The 18,604-nt window shown below is 35.3% G+C and carries 14 protein-coding genes and 1 pseudogene; 10 read left to right on the top strand and 5 right to left on the bottom strand.

Annotated features, from left to right (window positions below):
* Window positions 1-73: 73 nt before the first annotated feature.
* Window positions 74-1,162, bottom strand: a complete 1,089-nt coding sequence (locus A9G24_RS11730) for a glycosyltransferase family 9 protein (protein WP_065639182.1) — start codon at window positions 1,160-1,162, stop codon at window positions 74-76.
* Between the two features lie 182 nt (window positions 1,163-1,344).
* Between A9G24_RS11730 and rfaD the strand changes: the two genes are divergently transcribed.
* The 3 genes from rfaD (at window position 1,345) to tsaB (ending at window position 5,253) form a co-directional block, all read left to right on the top strand.
* Window positions 1,345-2,271, top strand: coding sequence for an ADP-glyceromanno-heptose 6-epimerase (gene rfaD / locus A9G24_RS11735; protein WP_065639183.1), 927 nt, complete (start codon window positions 1,345-1,347; stop codon window positions 2,269-2,271).
* Between the two features lie 365 nt (window positions 2,272-2,636).
* Window positions 2,637-4,541 (top strand): ATP-dependent DNA helicase, encoded by a 1,905-nt coding sequence (locus A9G24_RS11740; protein ID WP_065639184.1) that lies wholly within the window; start codon window positions 2,637-2,639, stop codon window positions 4,539-4,541.
* A gap of 31 nt (window positions 4,542-4,572) precedes the next feature.
* Window positions 4,573-5,253 carry a tRNA (adenosine(37)-N6)-threonylcarbamoyltransferase complex dimerization subunit type 1 TsaB gene (tsaB, locus tag A9G24_RS11745; RefSeq protein ID WP_065639185.1) on the top strand — a complete coding sequence of 227 codons (681 nt, stop codon included), beginning with the start codon at window positions 4,573-4,575 and terminating at the stop codon, window positions 5,251-5,253.
* A 39-nt stretch (window positions 5,254-5,292) separates the two neighbouring features.
* Here the strand turns inward: tsaB and A9G24_RS11750 are convergent.
* Window positions 5,293-6,752, bottom strand: a pseudogene (locus A9G24_RS11750) (IS1182 family transposase).
* Between the two features lie 111 nt (window positions 6,753-6,863).
* Window positions 6,864-7,292: an outer membrane protein assembly factor BamE gene (gene bamE / locus A9G24_RS11755; protein ID WP_065639186.1), complete on the bottom strand. Its 429-nt coding sequence runs from the start codon at window positions 7,290-7,292 to the stop codon at window positions 6,864-6,866.
* A 206-nt stretch (window positions 7,293-7,498) separates the two neighbouring features.
* Between bamE and A9G24_RS11760 the strand changes: the two genes are divergently transcribed.
* Window positions 7,499-8,110 carry an FKBP-type peptidyl-prolyl cis-trans isomerase gene (locus A9G24_RS11760; RefSeq protein ID WP_065639187.1) on the top strand — a complete coding sequence of 204 codons (612 nt, stop codon included), beginning with the start codon at window positions 7,499-7,501 and terminating at the stop codon, window positions 8,108-8,110.
* A 40-nt stretch (window positions 8,111-8,150) separates the two neighbouring features.
* Here A9G24_RS11760 and A9G24_RS11765 read toward each other — a convergent pair whose 3' ends face one another.
* A complete protein-coding gene (locus A9G24_RS11765) occupies window positions 8,151-9,347 on the bottom strand; it encodes an MFS transporter (RefSeq protein WP_065639188.1) in 1,197 nt (398 codons plus the stop codon).
* Between the two features lie 134 nt (window positions 9,348-9,481).
* Here A9G24_RS11765 and dapB point away from each other — a divergent pair, with 134 nt between their 5' ends.
* From dapB to tamB, 5 genes are all read left to right on the top strand, one after another.
* Window positions 9,482-10,303 (top strand): 4-hydroxy-tetrahydrodipicolinate reductase, encoded by an 822-nt coding sequence (gene dapB / locus A9G24_RS11770; protein WP_065639189.1) that lies wholly within the window; start codon window positions 9,482-9,484, stop codon window positions 10,301-10,303.
* Between the two features lie 7 nt (window positions 10,304-10,310).
* Complete coding sequence (gene tadA, locus A9G24_RS11775) at window positions 10,311-10,808, top strand: tRNA adenosine(34) deaminase TadA (RefSeq protein WP_065639190.1); 498 nt, start codon at window positions 10,311-10,313, stop codon at window positions 10,806-10,808.
* Between the two features lie 131 nt (window positions 10,809-10,939).
* The gene (gene hpt / locus A9G24_RS11780) at window positions 10,940-11,479 is read left to right on the top strand and encodes a hypoxanthine phosphoribosyltransferase (protein ID WP_065639191.1); all 540 of its coding nucleotides are present in this window, start codon (window positions 10,940-10,942) and stop codon (window positions 11,477-11,479) included.
* Window positions 11,480-11,496: 17 nt separating this feature from the next.
* A complete protein-coding gene (tamA, locus tag A9G24_RS11785) occupies window positions 11,497-13,212 on the top strand; it encodes an autotransporter assembly complex protein TamA (RefSeq protein ID WP_065639192.1) in 1,716 nt (571 codons plus the stop codon).
* Between the two features lies 1 nt (window position 13,213).
* On the top strand, window positions 13,214-17,017 hold the full coding sequence (gene tamB / locus A9G24_RS11790) for an autotransporter assembly complex protein TamB (RefSeq protein ID WP_065639193.1): 3,804 nt from the start codon (window positions 13,214-13,216) through the stop codon (window positions 17,015-17,017).
* A gap of 50 nt (window positions 17,018-17,067) precedes the next feature.
* On the opposite strand, the gene mnmD is transcribed toward tamB, so the two are convergent.
* Window positions 17,068-17,781: a tRNA (5-methylaminomethyl-2-thiouridine)(34)-methyltransferase MnmD gene (gene mnmD, locus A9G24_RS11795; protein WP_065639194.1), complete on the bottom strand. Its 714-nt coding sequence runs from the start codon at window positions 17,779-17,781 to the stop codon at window positions 17,068-17,070.
* A gap of 88 nt (window positions 17,782-17,869) precedes the next feature.
* Between mnmD and A9G24_RS11800 the strand changes: the two genes are divergently transcribed.
* A complete protein-coding gene (locus A9G24_RS11800) occupies window positions 17,870-18,601 on the top strand; it encodes a 1-acylglycerol-3-phosphate O-acyltransferase (protein WP_065639195.1) in 732 nt (243 codons plus the stop codon).
* Window positions 18,602-18,604 lie beyond the last annotated feature (3 nt).

Genomic DNA, 18,604 nt, shown 5'->3' on the forward strand with positions numbered 1-18,604 from the left:
CTAACTTGTTTAGATTAATCCTATAAATCTTTCAAAGAATTTTTTAATAAGCTGTTATGAATATCAGTTTTTATTATAAAGTCGTTAAATATTTAATAATATATTGTTCCAAAATTTGTGTATCTAAATTTTTAGCTGTATCTCCCGGCGCAATCAGCTGTATTGCGTTATTATAATTCGGTTTATATACATCATTATTTTGATACCTAGGATCAAAGTCATCTATTTCCGAACTATAAATACTAATCAGGGGCTTATTGTATGCATTTGAAAGATGAACAATCGAAGTATCAACAGAAATGACAAAGTCACAATGTTTTACAAATGAGGTCGCGTAAAAAAAATGTTCAAATGAACTTATTAATATATTAGGAGCGTTACATAAGCTATTTATTTTGTCAGGTAAACCTACAACAATAGTGAGTAAATTGTGATAGTTTGACAATAAATTAAGTATATCTTGCACTTGTTGTTCCGAAAAGCTTCTACGTTCAGATGAGGCATATGGATTAAAAATACAAATTTTTTTATCTTTATAGTTAGATAAAATTTTTTCAATTTGTAAATCATATTTGTTCGGATAATAAAGGTCATATTTATATTCATTTTCTAGTATTTTTATATTCATTTTTTTGAAAATATGTATAAATCTTTTGCTAAAATGAGAGCTATATTCAGAATAATTTATGATGGTATCATATATTCGGTACATTTTAGGGTAGTTAAAACCGATAGTGTGTTTGGGTTTTATTTTTTTTATTACTTTGAAAATCCAATTGGAGTAACTTGTTTTATTATTTGGATCAATGAAAAGGTCACATTCTAAAGATTTCAAAATCTGTACCTGTTCTTTTGTTAAAGGTCTATCAAGGTAAATAACTTGATGTACATGAGGATTATGTTTAAATAAAAAGGCATTCTTTTCCTTGGTCAATATTGTAACTTGGTAGCCTTGGGACTTTAGAATTTTTGGTAAACCAGATATAATGATTGCATCACCTAGTCCATTTTTACACGCTTGGATCGTGATTTTATTTATTGTTGTTAAATCTAATTTAGTTCTTTTTATTTTAAAAGACAAAATTAAAAGTTTTAGATCTTTAATAAAGTAGTTTCTCTTCCTGTTTAGTTTACGGATAATATTAATAGTTTTTTTTAACATGTTGGGTAATAAAAAGTTATTTTAATGCTATTTATTGTACCAAATTTTGTTTTTATAAAACATTACTTAGATAAACTTACTTTTTCAAATACTGATAAAAATTATTAGTAACATTTTAGTTAGTTTTAATGAGAATACTCGAATATAATTACTCAATTATTAATTAAAAAAGGATAATTACTATGATTGTTGTAACAGGCGGTGCAGGATTTATTGGAAGTAACATTGTCAAAGGCTTAAATAATAAAGGATATAAAGATATTCTTGTTGTTGATAATTTAACTGACGGGACAAAATTCTCTAACCTTGTTGATTTAGATATCGCGGATTACATGGATAAGGATGAATTCATTGCGGCTATTTTATCAAATGAAAATTTAGGTATTGATGTTATTTTTCATCAGGGAGCATGCTCATCCACTACTGAATGGGATGGTAAATTTATGATGGAAAATAATTACCAGTATTCTAAAGATTTGTTACATTATTGCTTGGATTTGGAAATTCCATTCTTATATGCTTCATCTGCAGCAACATATGGTGGACGTAGCGATAATTTTATTGAAGATAGAGTTTATGAAAAACCACTAAATGTTTATGGGTATTCTAAATTTTTATTCGATCAATACGTGCGAGAAATATTACCAAAAACTAACTTACAAGTATGTGGCTTTCGTTATTTTAATGTTTATGGTCCTCGCGAAACACACAAAGGTAGTATGGCTAGTGTAGCATTTCATTTGAATGAACAATTGCATAAAGGAGAAAAGCTCAAATTATTTGCAGGTAGTGACTCATTCAAACGTGACTTTATTTATGTTGAAGATGTAGTTGATGTTAATTTGTGGTTTTGGGAAAATAAAATCTCAGGTATTTATAATTGCGGAACGGGTAAAGCAGAATCATTTCAAACTGTTGCAGAAGCTGTACTTAGCTATCATCAAAAAGGTCAAATTGAATACATTCCATTTCCAGAGCATTTGGAAGGACGATATCAGCGTTTTACACAAGCAGATTTGACAAAATTCAGACAAACTGGTTGTCCAATCAAATTTAAAACTGTTACTGAAGGCACAACAGAGTATATGAAATGGTTAAATCATAAATAAGTATTTATTTATGTTTATATACTGTAACTTTTTTAAGTTATACTGTTCAGTATCCCTTAATGACTTTGTATTAATATTTAATGAACTAGGAATGTAATTGAATAATTAAATTTATTTCTCATACTTGGTATATATTATTATTTTTATGAAACAATTTAATACCTGGACAATATTTCCATATATCTTTTTTACTTAGTTATTGTTAATAGTTCTAACAGTTTAAAAGTTATTAGTGATTCAATTCTGTTACAACAATAAGTCGTTATTCCAACTAGCGGCTTGTTGTTTTTATAACATTGTGTAATTCCAAAATTAGTTTTCAAGTTTATTGGTATTTTAAACTTATTTTTTATTAGGTATTTTAAGTGATTGATGATTTTGCTGAGAATGGTTTGCTTGCTAAGGCTATTGACGGTTTTGTAGCAAGAGAGCCACAACGGAACATGGCAAGTAAAGTCTCTGAATCAATAAAAAAACAGCGTTCTCTTGTGGTTGAGGCGGGAACAGGAACTGGCAAGACCTTTGCTTATTTAGTCCCTGCATTACGTAGCGATAAAAAAGTAATACTTTCAACTGGCTCTAAAAATTTACAAGAACAGTTATTCAGTAAAGACTTACCAATAATCAAAAAAGCATTAAATTACACAGGAAAAATAGCCTTGCTTAAAGGCCGAGCTAATTATCTTTGTTTAGAACGCCTGTATCATCAATATGCAGCAGCAGGAGATCTTGATAAAGATTTACGTGTTGATTTAGTTCGTGTAAAAAATTGGTCAATTAAAACCAAAGATGGAGATATTAGCAAATGCACTACTGTCACAGAAGAAAACCTAATTTGGCCAATATTAACAAGCACAAATGATAATTGTTTAGGCAGTGACTGTGAACACTATAGTGATTGTTATGTCGTCAAGGCGCGTAAACGAGCCTTAAATGCGGATGTTGTTGTGGTTAATCACCACTTATTTTTAGCTGATGTTGTAGTAAAAGATACTGGTTTTGGTGAACTTATTCCTAAAGCAGATGTCATGATTTTTGACGAGGCTCATCAACTACCAGATCTTGCTTGTCACTATTTTGGAGAACAGCTAACCAGTCGGCAACTTTTTGACCTTGCTAAAGAAATTAATTTAGCTTATCGTACCGAAGTTAAAGATATGTCTCAGCTACAGCAATGTGCGGATAAACTACAAAAATGTACGCAAGACTTACGAATTGTTATTAACCAACAGCCACCCAAAGGTAACTTACGTTTTTTATTTAACCAAGAAGCGGTTAAAAAAGAGATTTCTTATCTTGTCGAAGCATTAGACTTTTGTCATGAAGTTTTGTTATTGACGGTTGGACGTTCGACAACATTAGATAACTGTTTTGAACGCATTAATCAATATAATACGCTATTAAAACGCTTGCAGGAGACAAATGTAACTGGTTTTAGTTATTGGTATGAAAGTAGCCATAACTATTTTGTTTTTGCGCTAACGCCATTGTCTGTTGCCGATAAATTTACTGAACTATTAACACAGCGAAAAGGCAGTTGGATTTTTACATCAGCAACGTTATCGGTTGATAATCAATTAGATTATTTTACTAAACGCTTAGGGCTGACAAATGCCGATTCACTAATATTAGAAAGCCCATTTGATTATATTAACCAGACGATTTTTTGTGTTCCACGTTATATTCCATCGCCAAATGAGCAAGGAAATGCTGAAAAATTAGCCAATATTTTATTGCCTGTTATTGAAGCTAATAATGGTCGTTGTTTCTTTTTGTGTACCTCATATGCAATGATGAATGCACTAGCTAAACAATTTCGAGAATTAACCAAATTGCCAGTATTAGTACAAGGTGAAACCAGTAAAGTTAAATTGCTTGAACAGTTTATTCATACGGGCAATGCGCTACTTATTGCTACGAGCAGCTTTTGGGAAGGGATTGATGTTAGAGGCGATACTTTATCATGTGTTATTATAGATAAATTACCGTTTACGTCACCAGATGATCCTTTAATTAAAGCCCGTATGGAAGATTGTCAAATGCAAGGTGGGGACGCATTTAATGATGTACAATTACCAGAGGCGGTAATCACCTTAAAACAAGGTGTAGGGCGACTAATTCGCCATCACAATGACCGTGGAGCGGTTATCATCTGTGATAATCGTTTAGTAATGCGACCTTATGGTGCAACATTTATTAATAGCTTACCACCTTCACCAAGAACACGGGACATAAATAAAGTTATAAACTTTTTAATAACGAAAAGCTAAATGATAATAGATAAAATATTTTGGAAAAAAAATGAGTACTATTTTAGCCATTGATACCTCAACAGAAGCTTGTTCGGTTGCTTTACTTTACCGTAACGAAATCACTCACGATTTTATTGTATCAGCTCGTGATCATACTAAACAAATATTACCGATGGTTGATAGACTTCTTAAACAATCAGACTGTTCACTTACGCAAGTTGATGCAATCGCTTTTGGCCAAGGTCCAGGTAGTTTTACTGGCGTTAGAATTGGTATTGGCGTGGCTCAAGGTTTAGCGTTAGGTATTGATAAACCCATGATAGGTGTATCAACGCTGATGACTTTGGCTCAAGGTGTTTCTCGAACAATGCAAGCAACAAACGTTATTGCCGCAATTGATGCTAGAATGAACGAAGTCTATTTAGGTCAATTCCAGTACGTTAAGGACCAATGGCAAGCGGTTATTGCTGAGTGTGTTATTAAGCCTGAAAAAGTAATCGAAAAAGTGAAGCATATTAGCCAAAATGATTATTGTGCTGGTACGGGGTGGCAAACTTATCCTGATATGATTAACGATATGAAACAAAGCGATATCTTGTTACCTCATGCACAAGATCTTGTTGTTATTGCTAAGAATAAATGGCAGAAAAATGAAGTTATTAATGTTGAAAATGTCGAGCCAACCTACTTACGAAATGAAGTTACTTGGAAAAAGCTACCTGGTCGTTAATAACAAATCAATATTTAAAAAAGCCACCTAATGGTGGCTTCAGATTGATGACAAACCTCGATATAATTCGGGGTTTATTTTTTTATTTAAACCATAAATAGGATTTTTAATTTGGATTTTATTAAATAAATTAAAAAATAGCTTAAAAAAACGTAACAAAAATAGCTTTATCGCTATTTTCTTGATATTTTGAGCTGTTGCGGCCAATAAACACTGCATTTGAACCTGCGCTCTTCCTCTAAATCGTGCATAGCGATGTCCGTGGTGTTGTTTAGCATCAGCAAAGCTGCGCTCTATCGTTTCTTTTCGCCGAGCATAGACTTTTTTACCTCAATGACTTAAACGAATCTCGTTGGCTTTCTGTTTATCTACTTCCCAGATATGCCGTGTGATGACTTTCTGTGTATTTTTACTCTGTGTACACTGTGACAATAACGGACAGATTTTGCAGGTTGTTGCATCAGAATGATAATGACGATAACCTTCCCTGCTGGTAGTTTTATATATTAATGTTTGCCTGTTTGGGCAAGTATAAGTATCGTTTTGACCGTTATAGATAAACTGCTTTTTTCTGATGGGATTCGCACCATGGGTGGGGCGGCGATAACCCAACACCGGATATATCTGCTCTGCCAGCAGTAAATGGCAAATGGGAGCCGTAAAATAACCCGCATCAAGACCGACACCAACCGGATTAAAGCCAAACCGCTCTAACTGGCGTTTTAATCGAGCCATGTAAGGCTGGGAATCATGGATATTTCCAGCTGTGACATAGGTATCGGTAATTAAATTATGTTTGCCATCAACCGTTCGGTGATCTAAGTAGAAGAATCCTTTAGGCTTGCCTTCCCGATGCATAAAGCCACTGTCTGGATCTGTTGTACTGACTTTAACATCCTTGTATTTCTCTACCGTCGATGGCTTTAAGACTTTTTTCCGTTTAATTCTCTTTCTGCGTTGATGGCTTGATTAAGCGCATCAATATATTGACTGGGCTCAACAATACGCTGCTCATTACGTGCTTTGCCTTTATTGGCATTTGCTTTTAGGTGAGTACTGTCCGTATATAATACCCGACCACTTATCAACCCTTTGGCAATGGCCTGCTCAACAATATTATCAAAAATCTGTTGATAGATTTCACTGTCATTAAACCGACGGCGACGATTTTGGCTAAGTGTTGAGGCGTCAATCACTTTTTCAGTTAATCCCACTCCCAGAAACCAGCGGTAAGCTAAATTGACCTGAATTTCCTGAACCAGACGACGTTCACTGGGGATACCGAAAAGATACCCCAATAGCATGATTTTAAACAGTCTGACCGGATCTTCTGCCGGACGACCGTTATTAGGGCAATAAAGTGGTGCTACCGCTTCTCGAATAAATTCAAAATCAATGACTTTAGCTATTTTACGAACAAGATGATTTTGGGGGACAAGCGCATCTAGCGAGATTTGCTCTATTTTTTCTGGTGTCGCTGGAGTTGTTTTTTTTAGCATAGAAGAACTTCTCTTATAATGGACTCCTCTCTATTAGATCAAAGAACTCGCCAAAAAGCGAGCTCTTTGTCATCAATCTGACCTCGTTTTTAAGCGAGGTTTTTGTTTTGATTAAGATTCAGAATTAGAATCAGAATTATCATCTTCAGTCTTAGTATCAATTGGGTCTGATATACCTTGTTTATTCATTTCTTCTAATGATTTAGATCCTGCTAACTCTGAATTTTTGATATCCTTTACAATGCCCATTTCATCAAAATATACAGCATAAGTTCTTTGGCTAACAGCCTCATGCTGCGGTTGTTGACGAAAAACATAATACCAAACGTTATCACCAAAAACGGAAGTTAACATTGGCGATCCCATAATAAATACAACCTGTTCTTTACTTTGACCAACTTGTAATAGCTCAATGGCATCTTGTGTCACATAATTACCTTGGTTGATATCAGGTCTATATACCCAACGCTCAACAACCGAACAACCAGTTAATAAAACACTCGTTACAATTGCAAAGGCGGTAAATTTACGAAACAGCATCAATTTTATCCATTAAAAAAATAATAGGCTATATTATCGCTGATATTTTGCCTGAGTGCTAGCCAAATTGATAAATTCTTTAACAAATAACTAATAACCAAGTTATCGTCAAGCAATGATACCAATTATCACTTGACTTTTATCCTTGTATCCACCAATTTAATATAGTCATAATAGACGCTTTTTTTAAACAATTAAGGTACAAAATGAAACTAGAAACAATAGATCAAAAAGCAAGTTATGCTATTGGATTACAAATTGGACAACAATTGAAAGAATCAGGCTTAAATAATTTAGAACTTAATGCGTTAAAACAAGCAATGGAAGATGTTTTAGCCGGTCATCCGCCTGCACTACCTTTGCAAGAACTACATGATGCACTACGTCATGTACACGAACAAGCAACAAAAGAAAAAGCCAAACAAGCAGAAAAAATTGCTCAAGCAGGTAAAGATTTTCTTGCCAAAAACCTTGATAAAGATGGCATTAAATCGACTGAATCTGGTCTACAGTATGAAATCATCCAACAAGGTGATGGTGCTTTACCTAAAGCAACAGATCGTGTTCAAGTCCATTATACGGGGCAATTGATTGATGGTACTGTATTTGATAGCTCAGTAGAGCGTGGACAACCGGCTGAGTTCCCTGTCAATGGTGTAATTCAAGGCTGGGTTGAAGCGCTACAACTGATGCCTGAAGGTTCAAAATGGCGTTTATATATTCCTCAAGAGTTAGCCTATGGTGCTCAGGGAGCTGGCGCATCAATTCCACCATACAGCGCATTAATTTTTGATGTTGAATTATTAAAAGTTTTATAAGCAAGAATGGACGCTATTTGGCGTCCATTTGTTTTAAGTATTATCGTTTGGGAAGAAGATAGGCGCTAAATGCCGCCAGTAATAATAAAATACTCGCCGTACCAAACGCAACTAAATGAGTGTGTAAGTGATCGTAAGCCCATCCACCTAACCATGAACCCATCATCGCACCAATTTGATGCCCCAAATAGGTTAATCCAGAAAGTAATCCCACAATTTTTACACCATAAATATCTGCTGTAATAGCGCCAGACATTGACAAAGCGCCAGCCCAAACCAAACCACCTGCTGCTGCAATAGTAAAAAGCTGCCATTTAGTTGATGCTAAAACAAGAGTAATAAAACCTAAGCCTCGTATTAAATAGACCATCATCAAAATGTTTTTTCGTTGTACTATATCAGATAGATAACCCAAAACTAAGGTACTAAAAATAGCGACTAAACCAATCAAACCAATACCATTAGAACTGGTGATAGGATCAAAACCATGATCGATAAGCATTGGGACACCATGTGTCCCTAATAAATTCATACTGAAACCACAGGTAAAAAGCCCAAAACTCAGTTGCCAAAATGGACGTGTTTTTAGCACATCTATAAGTTTGATACTAGGCTCTATTTTTTGATTGATAACAGGCTCTATACTAGAATTTTCGATCTCAGATTGATTATCTTTCATAATAAACAAAGCAATAGGTAAGGCGATAATCATAAAAATCACAGCAAACGAAATTAGCGTTGTTTGCCATCCATAAATAGGAATGAAGAATGCAAAAACAGGTAACATCACCGCAATACCTGCCATACTTCCTGTTGATAAAATAAATAAGGCCAATCCTCTGCGTTTAATAAACCAACGCGCTACAATGGGCGTAAAGCTAACTGACCCTACAAAAGAAGTACCAAAAGATAATGCAATACCGAAAGATAGTAAAAAGCTCCAATAATCAGTTGAGTTAGCTGACCAAACTGTCGAGAGAATAATAATGATCGTGCCTAATATTAGGACAAAACGAGTGCTATATTTACCCACTAAATATCCGGCTATTGGCATTGCGATACCTGAAAAAAGCATACCTATAGCAATAATGCCAGAAAGGACGCTACGGCTAAAACCGAGATCATTTGCAATGGGAAGAAAAAAGACCCCCATACTCATTCTCAACCCACTGGAAAGTAAAGTAAGAAAAGAAGCTGCAATAACGATGTTCCAACCAAAATACCACGGAGATCGCATAATAACTCCCGATTATTTTTTATAGAAAACGGATCAAAAATTGTAGCATTAAAGTTTAGCTTATGTGTATAAGTTCTTTATTTTCCGTTATAATATTTATTTATCTACATTCACAAAAAGTTAAGGAAAGTTATATGTCAACAAACATGATTCGTATCGCGATCACTGGCGCTGGTGGCAAAATGGGACGGCAACTTATCCAAGCTGTTTCGCAAATCGAAGGGGTTACCTTAGGTGCAGCATTTGAACGAGATGGTTCATCATTAATTGGTAGTGATGCTGGTGAACTTGCAGGGATCGGTACTTGTGGCATTACAGTCACCGATAATCTAGAACAAGCTAAAGACCAATTTGACGTATTAATCGATTTTACTAGACCTGAAGGCACCCTTGCACACTTAGCTTTTTGTGTTGAGAATAAAAAAATGATAATCATTGGCACAACTGGTTTTGATGAGGTAGGCAAACAAGCTATTGCTGATGCAGCTAAAAACATTGCTATTGTTTTTGCCGCAAATTTCAGTGTCGGTGTTAACTTAGTGCTAAAATTATTGGAAAAAGCCACCAAAATTATGGGCGATTATACTGATATCGAAATTATTGAAGCGCATCACCGTCACAAGGTTGATGCGCCGTCTGGTACAGCATTAGCCATGGGTGAAGCAATTGCAGAGGCTCTTGATTGTAACTTAAAAGATCGCGCTATTTACTGTCGCGAAGGTCATACAGGTGAAAGGCCACAAGGCGCTATCGGCTTTGCAACTATCAGGGCCGGTGACATAGTAGGAGAACATACTGCTATCTTTGCCGATATTGGCGAACGTGTTGAAATTAGTCATAAAGCATCTAGCCGTATGACATTCGCTAATGGAGCTGTAAGAGCTTCACTCTGGCTTGCCAAACAACCCGTTGGTTTATACGACATGCGTGATGTTCTAAATCTCAATAATTTGTAATTTGAAAATGTCAGATGAAATTTGGATGCGCCGTGCATTAATGCTTGCTAATCGTGCCGAATCGATAGGAGAAATCCCGGTCGGTGCGGTGATTGTTGATGAAAATAATCAAATTATTGGTGAAGGTTTTAATCAATCCATTAGTAAGCATAATCCCACTGCTCACGCTGAAATAATAGCTATTGAACAAGCGGGTAAATTTTTGAATAACTATCGCATAATTAATACAACTTTATATGTCACTCTTGAACCTTGTATTATGTGTGCTGGCGCCATTATTCATAGCCGTATTAAACGTGTAGTATATGGTGCAAGTGATTACAAAACTGGCGCGGCAGGTTCTTTTATCGATATTCTTGCTCAGCAAGGTATAAACCATTATGCAGAAATTAAAGGCGGAGTACTAGCTAACGAATGTAGCGCTATTTTAAGTGAGTTTTTTAAAAAACGACGTTTACACAAAAAAATGATTAAAAATAGTTGTCAAAAAGTTTCAGGTAACTAGGTGTTTGAGTATAAAATATTAAAATCCATTCCCATGTTAGTTTAATAAAAAATGAGTTCGCTTATTCTTTTTATCAAGGAATATTGCTAGAATCTCATTTAATTTTTTAAAAGTTAATTTGAGTATTATTAATGAGAAAACACAAATTAGACATGATGATATCTACTGATGATATCCAAAAGCGCGTAATCGAATTAGGTCAACAAATAAGTCAAGACTATAAAGATAGCCAAAATGAACTTATTTTAGTTGGCCTTTTGCGTGGCTCTTTCATTTTTATGGCCGATTTGAGCAGGGCAATTACGGTCGGACACGAAGTTGATTTTATGACAGCATCAAGCTATGGTAATGCTATTATTAGTAACCGTGATGTTAAAATATTAAAAGACTTAGACGAAGATATCCGTGATAAAGATGTATTGATTATCGAAGATATTATAGATACGGGAAATACACTCAGCAAAGTTATGGCTATTTTAAAATTGCGACATCCACGTAGTATTGAAATTTGTACACTGCTAGATAAACCTTCACGGCGTGAAGTAAACGTTCCTGTTAAATATATCGGATTTTCCATTCCTGACGAGTTTGTTGTGGGTTATGGTATTGACTATGCTCAACACTATCGTCACTTACCCTATATTGGTCATGTCACTTTACTTGAATCTTAATATTATACGAGGTGTATGTGTCGCGATTTTCCTGTTCATTAGGTTTTCTCTTAGTGCTGACAGCTACAGCAAGTTATGCTGATATGAAATTATCCATTAAGGGATTAACAGGAGAACTTGCTGATAATGTTGAGGCGCGTACTTCATTAATTACACCAGACAAAGTTAGTGATACCCCAAATTTTAAGCGTTATTTTGAAAGTGAAGCCCAAAAAGCACTACGCGCTTTAGGTTACTACTCTCCTACTTTTAAATACAACGCTCAAAATCCCAAAGTGCTTATTGTTAGCATATCACCAGGCGACCCCGTATTAGTCGAGCAACTCAATGTCAATATCACCGGTGACGGACAAAAAGATCCTGATTTTGAATATTTAATAACAAACAACTTACCTAAAATTGGCGATGTATTAAATCATGGTATTTACGAATCATTTAAGAAAAGTCTGCAAAATTTATCATTAAAAAAAGGTTACTTTGATGCCAATATGCCTAAACATCAGTTAGCTGTCTTAATGTCTAAACATCAGGCCTTTTGGAATATTGATTATACAACAGGTAGACGCTACCGATTAGGTAAAGTGACTTTTCATAATGCCAAAATCCGTGATGATTATTTAGCTAATATTGTGCCATTTAAAGAAGGTGAGGAATATACTGCTGAACAGTTGTCATTATTAAATAGACGCCTTACCTCAACAAACTGGTTTAATTCAGTGGTGGTTGTCCCAGATTTTCCTCATGTAACAGAAGATAAAGTACTTCCCATCGATGTAGAAACCTCACCCCGCAAAAAAAATAATATGGATTTAGGATTAGGCTTTTCAACTGATAACGGTGTGCATGGTAAAATTGGTTGGAATAAACCTTGGATCAATAGCCGAGGACAAAGTTTTCAAAGTAACTTATCGCTATCCTCACCAGAACAAATGGTCACTATGAGTTACAAAATCCCGTTAAAAAAATCGCCTTTAGAACAATATTACACTATCCAAGGTGGTTATAAAAAGATTGATAATAATGATACCTATTCGCGATCTTATACGTTCGGAGCTTTACGCAACTGGGATAATTTTTATGGATGGCAAACAGCATTAGGTTTCAATGTGTTGCAAGATGATTTTACCCAAGGTGATGCAAGTTTTAAAACATTTTTGTATTATCCTTCGCTGAGCTTATCAAGAATCCGTTCTGATGGTGAATTATTAGCGATGTGGGGCGATTCGCAGCGTTACTCTGTTGAAGCAGCTGGAAAGGAATTAGGTTCAGATATTAATTTTGTACGCTTTCAAGCACAGCAGACTTGGATTCGATCACTAAAAAAATCGCATCGATTTATAGCCCGCGGTAATTTTGGCATTATACAAGCAAACAATTTTGACCGAGTTCCACCTTCATTCAGGTTTTTTGCCGGTGGTGAACGCAGCATTCGAGGTTACAGTTATCAGTCTATTTCACCTAAGGATAAAAAAGACAAGTTAAAAGGTGCCTCTAAGCTCATTACAGGTTCTCTTGAATATCAATATAATTTATCTGGATCATGGTGGGGAGCTGCGTTTGTAGATACTGGTGAAGCTATAGACAAAGTTGATAAAACTAAATTCTATACTGGAACAGGATTGGGTATTCGTTGGGCATCACCTGTTGGAACAATAAAAATGGATTTAGCAACACCGCTCAACAAAGATACGGGTTCTATTCACCTATACATTGGCCTAGGAAGCGAATTATAATATGACAACAAATTCTGTTAGAATAAAAAAAATTAAAAACCTGAAACGGATATATAAATGGAAAAAGCGAAGCGTTGCCATTTTATCTGTTTTCGTCTTTCTAATTGCCTTTATTATTCTATTTATATACACAAGTATAGGGGTTAGACTAACCACTTATGTTTTAAATAAATTTTTACCTGAGCTAAAGATAACACAAGTTGAGGGAACCTTCCATAATCTGCATATTCAAGGTCTTTCGCTAGAATTACCAGGTGTTAATGTTCAAGTCAATGATGCTTCTCTTTCACTTGCTGGGTTTTGTTTATTAAAAACCGAAATCTGTATCAATCAATTTAATGCCAATGGTGTAAATGTTTCAATTAATACCGAACAAATAGATAGTTCACCTAGCGAAGAGCCCAGCACAGAAATACGTTTTGAGCTCAAAACGCCGTTACCTATAGATCTTAAAAATACCCACCTAACTAATATAAAAGTCACCGTTGATGATATGCAATTTGATATGTCAGACTTTACTGGTAAAGCAACGTGGGTTAATAATCAAATTTATGTTTATCCGGCTGTAGCAACAGATTTAAGCGCTATTTTTGCGAATAATAAAATAACCAATGTACCCGTAAAAGCAACAGTCGAAGATATCTCGCTTAATGAAAAAATCAGCCAACTTTTTAATCAACCACTGATTGACTCATTACCTCAAGTTAATATTCCATTAAATATTAATGTGACAAGTTTAACCGGTAATAACTGGTTATTACATATAGGTGGGCAAGATTATCGATTCAATAACGTTGTAATTCAAACTAATATCGTTAATAGTCGTATCATTGTAAAACAAGTCGATACAGATGCTACCACCCCTTACGCAAGCGGACATGCTTCGGTTTCGGGCGAAATCACATTACATGACGATTGGCCAGTACTAGCATTAGTGAAAGCAAATACCGAACACAACCAATTTGATGCACAGTTTTCAGGAAAATTGCTGGGTGAGTTGTTAGCCAATACAACCATGAACGGTTCAAATCAAATGAAACTAAGTGGACACATCAATTTTATTGAAAAATGCCTACCTATCATGACCCAACTCGAAGGTAAGCATATCCAATGGCCACTTGAAGGACAAGCGCAATATGAATTAAATGATTTTGATGCATCAATAAATGGTAACGTGCAGCAGTATCAAATGTCAGCTAAAGGTTATATAAAAGGAGAAGAATTAGCCAACACTATGTTTGATATTGCCGGTACAGGCACCAATCAAGGTGCAATGATCGACCATGGCATAATTAAATTACCTCAAGGTGAAATTAATATAGCAGGAACTGCAAATTGGCAACAAGCCCTGCAATGGGATACCGACATAAAACTCAATAACGTTGATATCACCAAAGAATTGCCAAATTATCCAATTCGATTAAACGGCCAATTGAAAACAACCGGCTCGCTAGAGGGAGACAAATGGGCGTTTAATTTGTCCGATTTACAATTAAAAGGTAATATCAAACATGCCGATTTTTCGACATCAGGTAATCTATCTGTTAACTCTGAAAATAGAGCCACTGCAAATGATTTTACGATTAAATGGGGGAAAAATCAGCTCAATTTAAATGGCTCAAGTGAAAGAGGCAGCTTACTTGCGAAGTTAAATTTCGAATCGCTATCGTTATTGATTGAGGGCATGCAAGGATCTATTGCGGGTAATATTAAACTCAATGGTGCTGCTAGCAATGCCACTATTGATACCAATTTGTCGGTTAACTCACTTTCTTTTGACACGATCAAAGTTGCTAAAGCCAATCTCGTTGGCAAAGTTGAATATAAAAATCAAGTCAGTGGTAACATCAAACTAACCGGTCAATCAATAGAATTGCCAAGCCAAACCATCAAAAAAGCAACTATTGATCTGTATGGTAGTGAAAGCCAGCATACTTTAACAGTTAATATTGATGGTGAACCAGTATCATTAAAAACTTCGTTAACAGGACAGCTTGATAAAGCACGCACAAAATGGCACGGGACCATCCCTCACGCCCTACTCAATTTAGGCAATAACAATAATTGGCAACTCGCTAAATCTGTAGACTTAGCTTATGATGTGAATAATCAAATCCCAGCCATTAATGCTCACTGTTGGGTAAATGGTAATTCAAATATATGCTTGGATAAACAACTATCGTTAGCTAAAAATACCAATACCAGTATCACACTAAAAGAGATCAATCTATCTAAACTACCAATATCAAACGATGCTGAAACCAAACTTGCTGGTAATGTAAATGGTAAAGTCATCATCCAATTTAAAAATGACACTGAAATACCATCAATAAAAGCGAATATAACCAGCCATGATGTTTATATTCAACAAATGGTGACCTCGCAGTCGTTGCCACTGCCTTTCGATCTTTTTAAGATTGATGCAGAATTTAATGAGCAACAAGCTAAATTAGATTGGATTTTTGGCCTAAATAAACTAGGAAAAATTAGCGGGAATATCGTTATAACAGATCCAATCAATCAAAAAGCATTAAGTGGCCAATTAAATATCGATCATTTGGCGTTAGCAATTATTAATCCGTTGTTAGATAGCAAAGATTACGCCAAAGGAGCCATTAATGGTAAGGTTAAATTTTCTGGATCACTCAATGACCCGTTGCTTACAGGTAATATTAACTTACAAAATAGTGAAATAAAATCAAGCCAATTACCGATTGATGTTAAATCAGCTAAATTTGATATCAATTTCATGGGTAAATCATCTACTTTAAAAGGTATTTTAGCTACACAAGCTGGCAATGTTAATATTAATGGTAATGCCAGCTGGAACACTTTTGATAAATGGCAAGCCTCGTTAACGGTTAATGGCGCTGCCATGGAAGTGTCTGTGCCACCAATGATTGCTATGACCATCGTTCCCGATATTAAAATCAGTGCAACACCAGATGAACTAGCATTATTAGGTAAAGTGAGCATTCCAAAAGGTAAAATAACGGTTGAATCACTTCCATCATCGAGTATTGATGTATCGCCAGATGAAGTAATGCTCGATATAAATCGAAAAGAAATTAATCCACAAAAATTTGGTATGAAAATCTTTAGCCATCTTGAAATTGCTATTGGTGATCAAGTTATGGTCGATGCTTTTGGATTAAAAGCCTCACTTAAAGGTAACTTGATTGCGGCACAAACCAATAAGGGGCTTGATCTGCATGGCGAGGTTTTGATTCCAACAGGCCGATTCCATGCTTATGGACAGGATTTGGTTATCCACAAAGGCATAATTACATTTTCAGGCTCGACAGATCAAGCCATGCTTGACATTGAAGCAATCCGTAATCCTGAATCTATGGATAATAGTAATATCATGGCGGGAATTCGGATTACGGGATCCTCGGAATCTCCTAAAATTGAAGTGTTTTCAGATCCGGCCATGTCACAGCAAGAAGCCCTTTCCTACTTAATTCGGGGTCAAGGACTTGATAGTGCGGAACAAAGTGACAGTGACATGATGACCGCATTACTCGTTGGTATTGGCACAGCAAAAACCGGTAAATATATTGGCGATATCGGTAATGCATTTGGTATCAAAAATCTAACACTTGATACGCAAGGTGCAGGTAATAACTCTAAAGTTGTGGTGAGTGGTTACATATTACCTAACTTACAACTCAAGTATGGCGTAGGCATATTTGATTCACTGGCCACTTTTACTTTGCGTTACCGCCTAATGCCTAGTCTCTATTTAGATGCTACATCAAGCTTAGCACAAACATTAGATCTGATTTATCAATTTGATTTTTAAACCAAATAAAACTTATCCATCGTTTTACCTTGCCAATTACCTTGGCAAGGTTACACATCTTTATACCCAATTAACATTTCGCGTTTTACCCCAAATCCTTTGCGTTTGTGCACTTTGAATCCAGCATTCAGCAAATTTCGTCGCACAAATCCAGCCGCAGTAAACGTGGCAAAAGAACCATTTGTTGCCGTCAGTGCATAACAATCTTTAAATAATGGTTCTGACCACATATCAGGATTTTTAGCTGGAGAAAATCCATCAAAAAACCAAGCATCAATCAATACATTTTGCTTCGCTAAAAAATCAGAAAAATGGCGAATATCATCATAACATATTGTTAAACTAGCGTTTTCAAACCGGCAATTAGAATCAATCAAACTAGCCTGAAGTTGTTTTGCTAACGAAAATAACATTTCATTTTTACAAATCACATTATCATGCACCTTTATAAGTTCATCTAATGATAATGGATACTTTTCGACACTGAAAAAAGCAAGATGTTTAAGTATATGGTGCGGATGCTGACTTCTAAAATTTAAAAACGTTTGCCATAAAATCAAAAAACTTAGTCCCGAACCAAAACCTGTTTCGCCAACAATAAATGTATTTTGCTTATGCTCTAAAAAACGCTGAGTTAAATCGTTACCTTCAATAAATACGTACCTTGTTTCGTCAATAGCGCCTTCGGTATTAAAATACACATCATCAAAATGAACAGAAACAGGCATCTGATTTTCATTCCAAATAATCGTCGATTTATGCATAAATTTCCCTTTAACAACAGTATTTAACAAACTGTATATTAGTTTAGATTATGTATATAATACGTGAAGTTAACTTATGAGGTAAATTATGGTATTTCTCTTTCGCTTAATTAGTGTTGTTATTATTGGTATTGTCATTTGCGTGTTAGGCACTCTATTTTGCTTATTCAATCCAAGAAATCCTAAAAATGTGGCAAGATTTGCACATTTATTTAGTTTTTTCTTTAAACCAATATTCGGTGTGAAAGTTGATACTCGCCTCTCCCCTGATATTAGAAAAATGGGTAGCTGCGTCTATATTGCCAATCATCAAGATAACTATGATGTCGTTGTAGCAGGTGATGTGGTACAGCCTAAAACTGTCACAGTCGGTAAAAAAAGTCTGGCTTGGATTCCATTTTTTGGGCAACTTTATTACCTTACCGGCAATATTCTTATTGATCGTAATAATAAATCAAAAGCTCGCGATACAATTGAACAAGTTGTCAATGAAATCAAAAAACGTGGCATATCTATTTGGATGTTTCCAGAAGGTACTCGTAGCCGTGGACGTGGATTGTTACCGTTTAAAACAGGCGCATTTAAAGCCGCAATTGCAGCTGGTGTACCCATTGTGCCAATTTGTGTATCGCAAACCAATGATATCAAGCTTAATCGTCTAAATAATGGGTATGTTATTATTGAAATGCTAGATCCTATCGAAACAAAAGATCTGGGCAAAGAAGATGCCAGAGCCTTAATGGAACATTGCTATAGCCAGATGGCAGCTAAAATAGCACAAATAAATGATGAAGCAAAACAGTTAAACAATCAAAAATAACTC

The sequence above is a fragment of the Gilliamella sp. App6-5 genome (assembly GCF_001690525.1).
Classification (GTDB): Bacteria; Pseudomonadota; Gammaproteobacteria; order Enterobacterales; family Orbaceae; genus Gilliamella; species Gilliamella apicola_H.

Excerpts from the sequence above, each read along its gene's own strand:
- A9G24_RS11760 (WP_065639187.1), top strand. The coding sequence starts at position 7,499 with ATGAAACTAGAAACAATAGATCAAAAAGCAAGTTATGCTATTGGATTA.
- tamB (WP_065639193.1), top strand. The coding sequence starts at position 13,214 with ATGACAACAAATTCTGTTAGAATAAAAAAAATTAAAAACCTGAAACGG.
- A9G24_RS11800 (WP_065639195.1), top strand. The coding sequence starts at position 17,870 with ATGGTATTTCTCTTTCGCTTAATTAGTGTTGTTATTATTGGTATTGTC.
- hpt (WP_065639191.1), top strand. The coding sequence starts at position 10,940 with ATGAGAAAACACAAATTAGACATGATGATATCTACTGATGATATCCAA.
- tsaB (WP_065639185.1), top strand. The coding sequence starts at position 4,573 with ATGAGTACTATTTTAGCCATTGATACCTCAACAGAAGCTTGTTCGGTT.
- bamE (WP_065639186.1), bottom strand. The coding sequence starts at position 7,292 with ATGCTGTTTCGTAAATTTACCGCCTTTGCAATTGTAACGAGTGTTTTA.
- rfaD (WP_065639183.1), top strand. The coding sequence starts at position 1,345 with ATGATTGTTGTAACAGGCGGTGCAGGATTTATTGGAAGTAACATTGTC.
- mnmD (WP_065639194.1), bottom strand. The coding sequence starts at position 17,781 with ATGCATAAATCGACGATTATTTGGAATGAAAATCAGATGCCTGTTTCT.
- A9G24_RS11765 (WP_065639188.1), bottom strand. The coding sequence starts at position 9,347 with ATGCGATCTCCGTGGTATTTTGGTTGGAACATCGTTATTGCAGCTTCT.
- dapB (WP_065639189.1), top strand. The coding sequence starts at position 9,482 with ATGTCAACAAACATGATTCGTATCGCGATCACTGGCGCTGGTGGCAAA.
- tadA (WP_065639190.1), top strand. The coding sequence starts at position 10,311 with ATGTCAGATGAAATTTGGATGCGCCGTGCATTAATGCTTGCTAATCGT.
- A9G24_RS11730 (WP_065639182.1), bottom strand. The coding sequence starts at position 1,162 with ATGTTAAAAAAAACTATTAATATTATCCGTAAACTAAACAGGAAGAGA.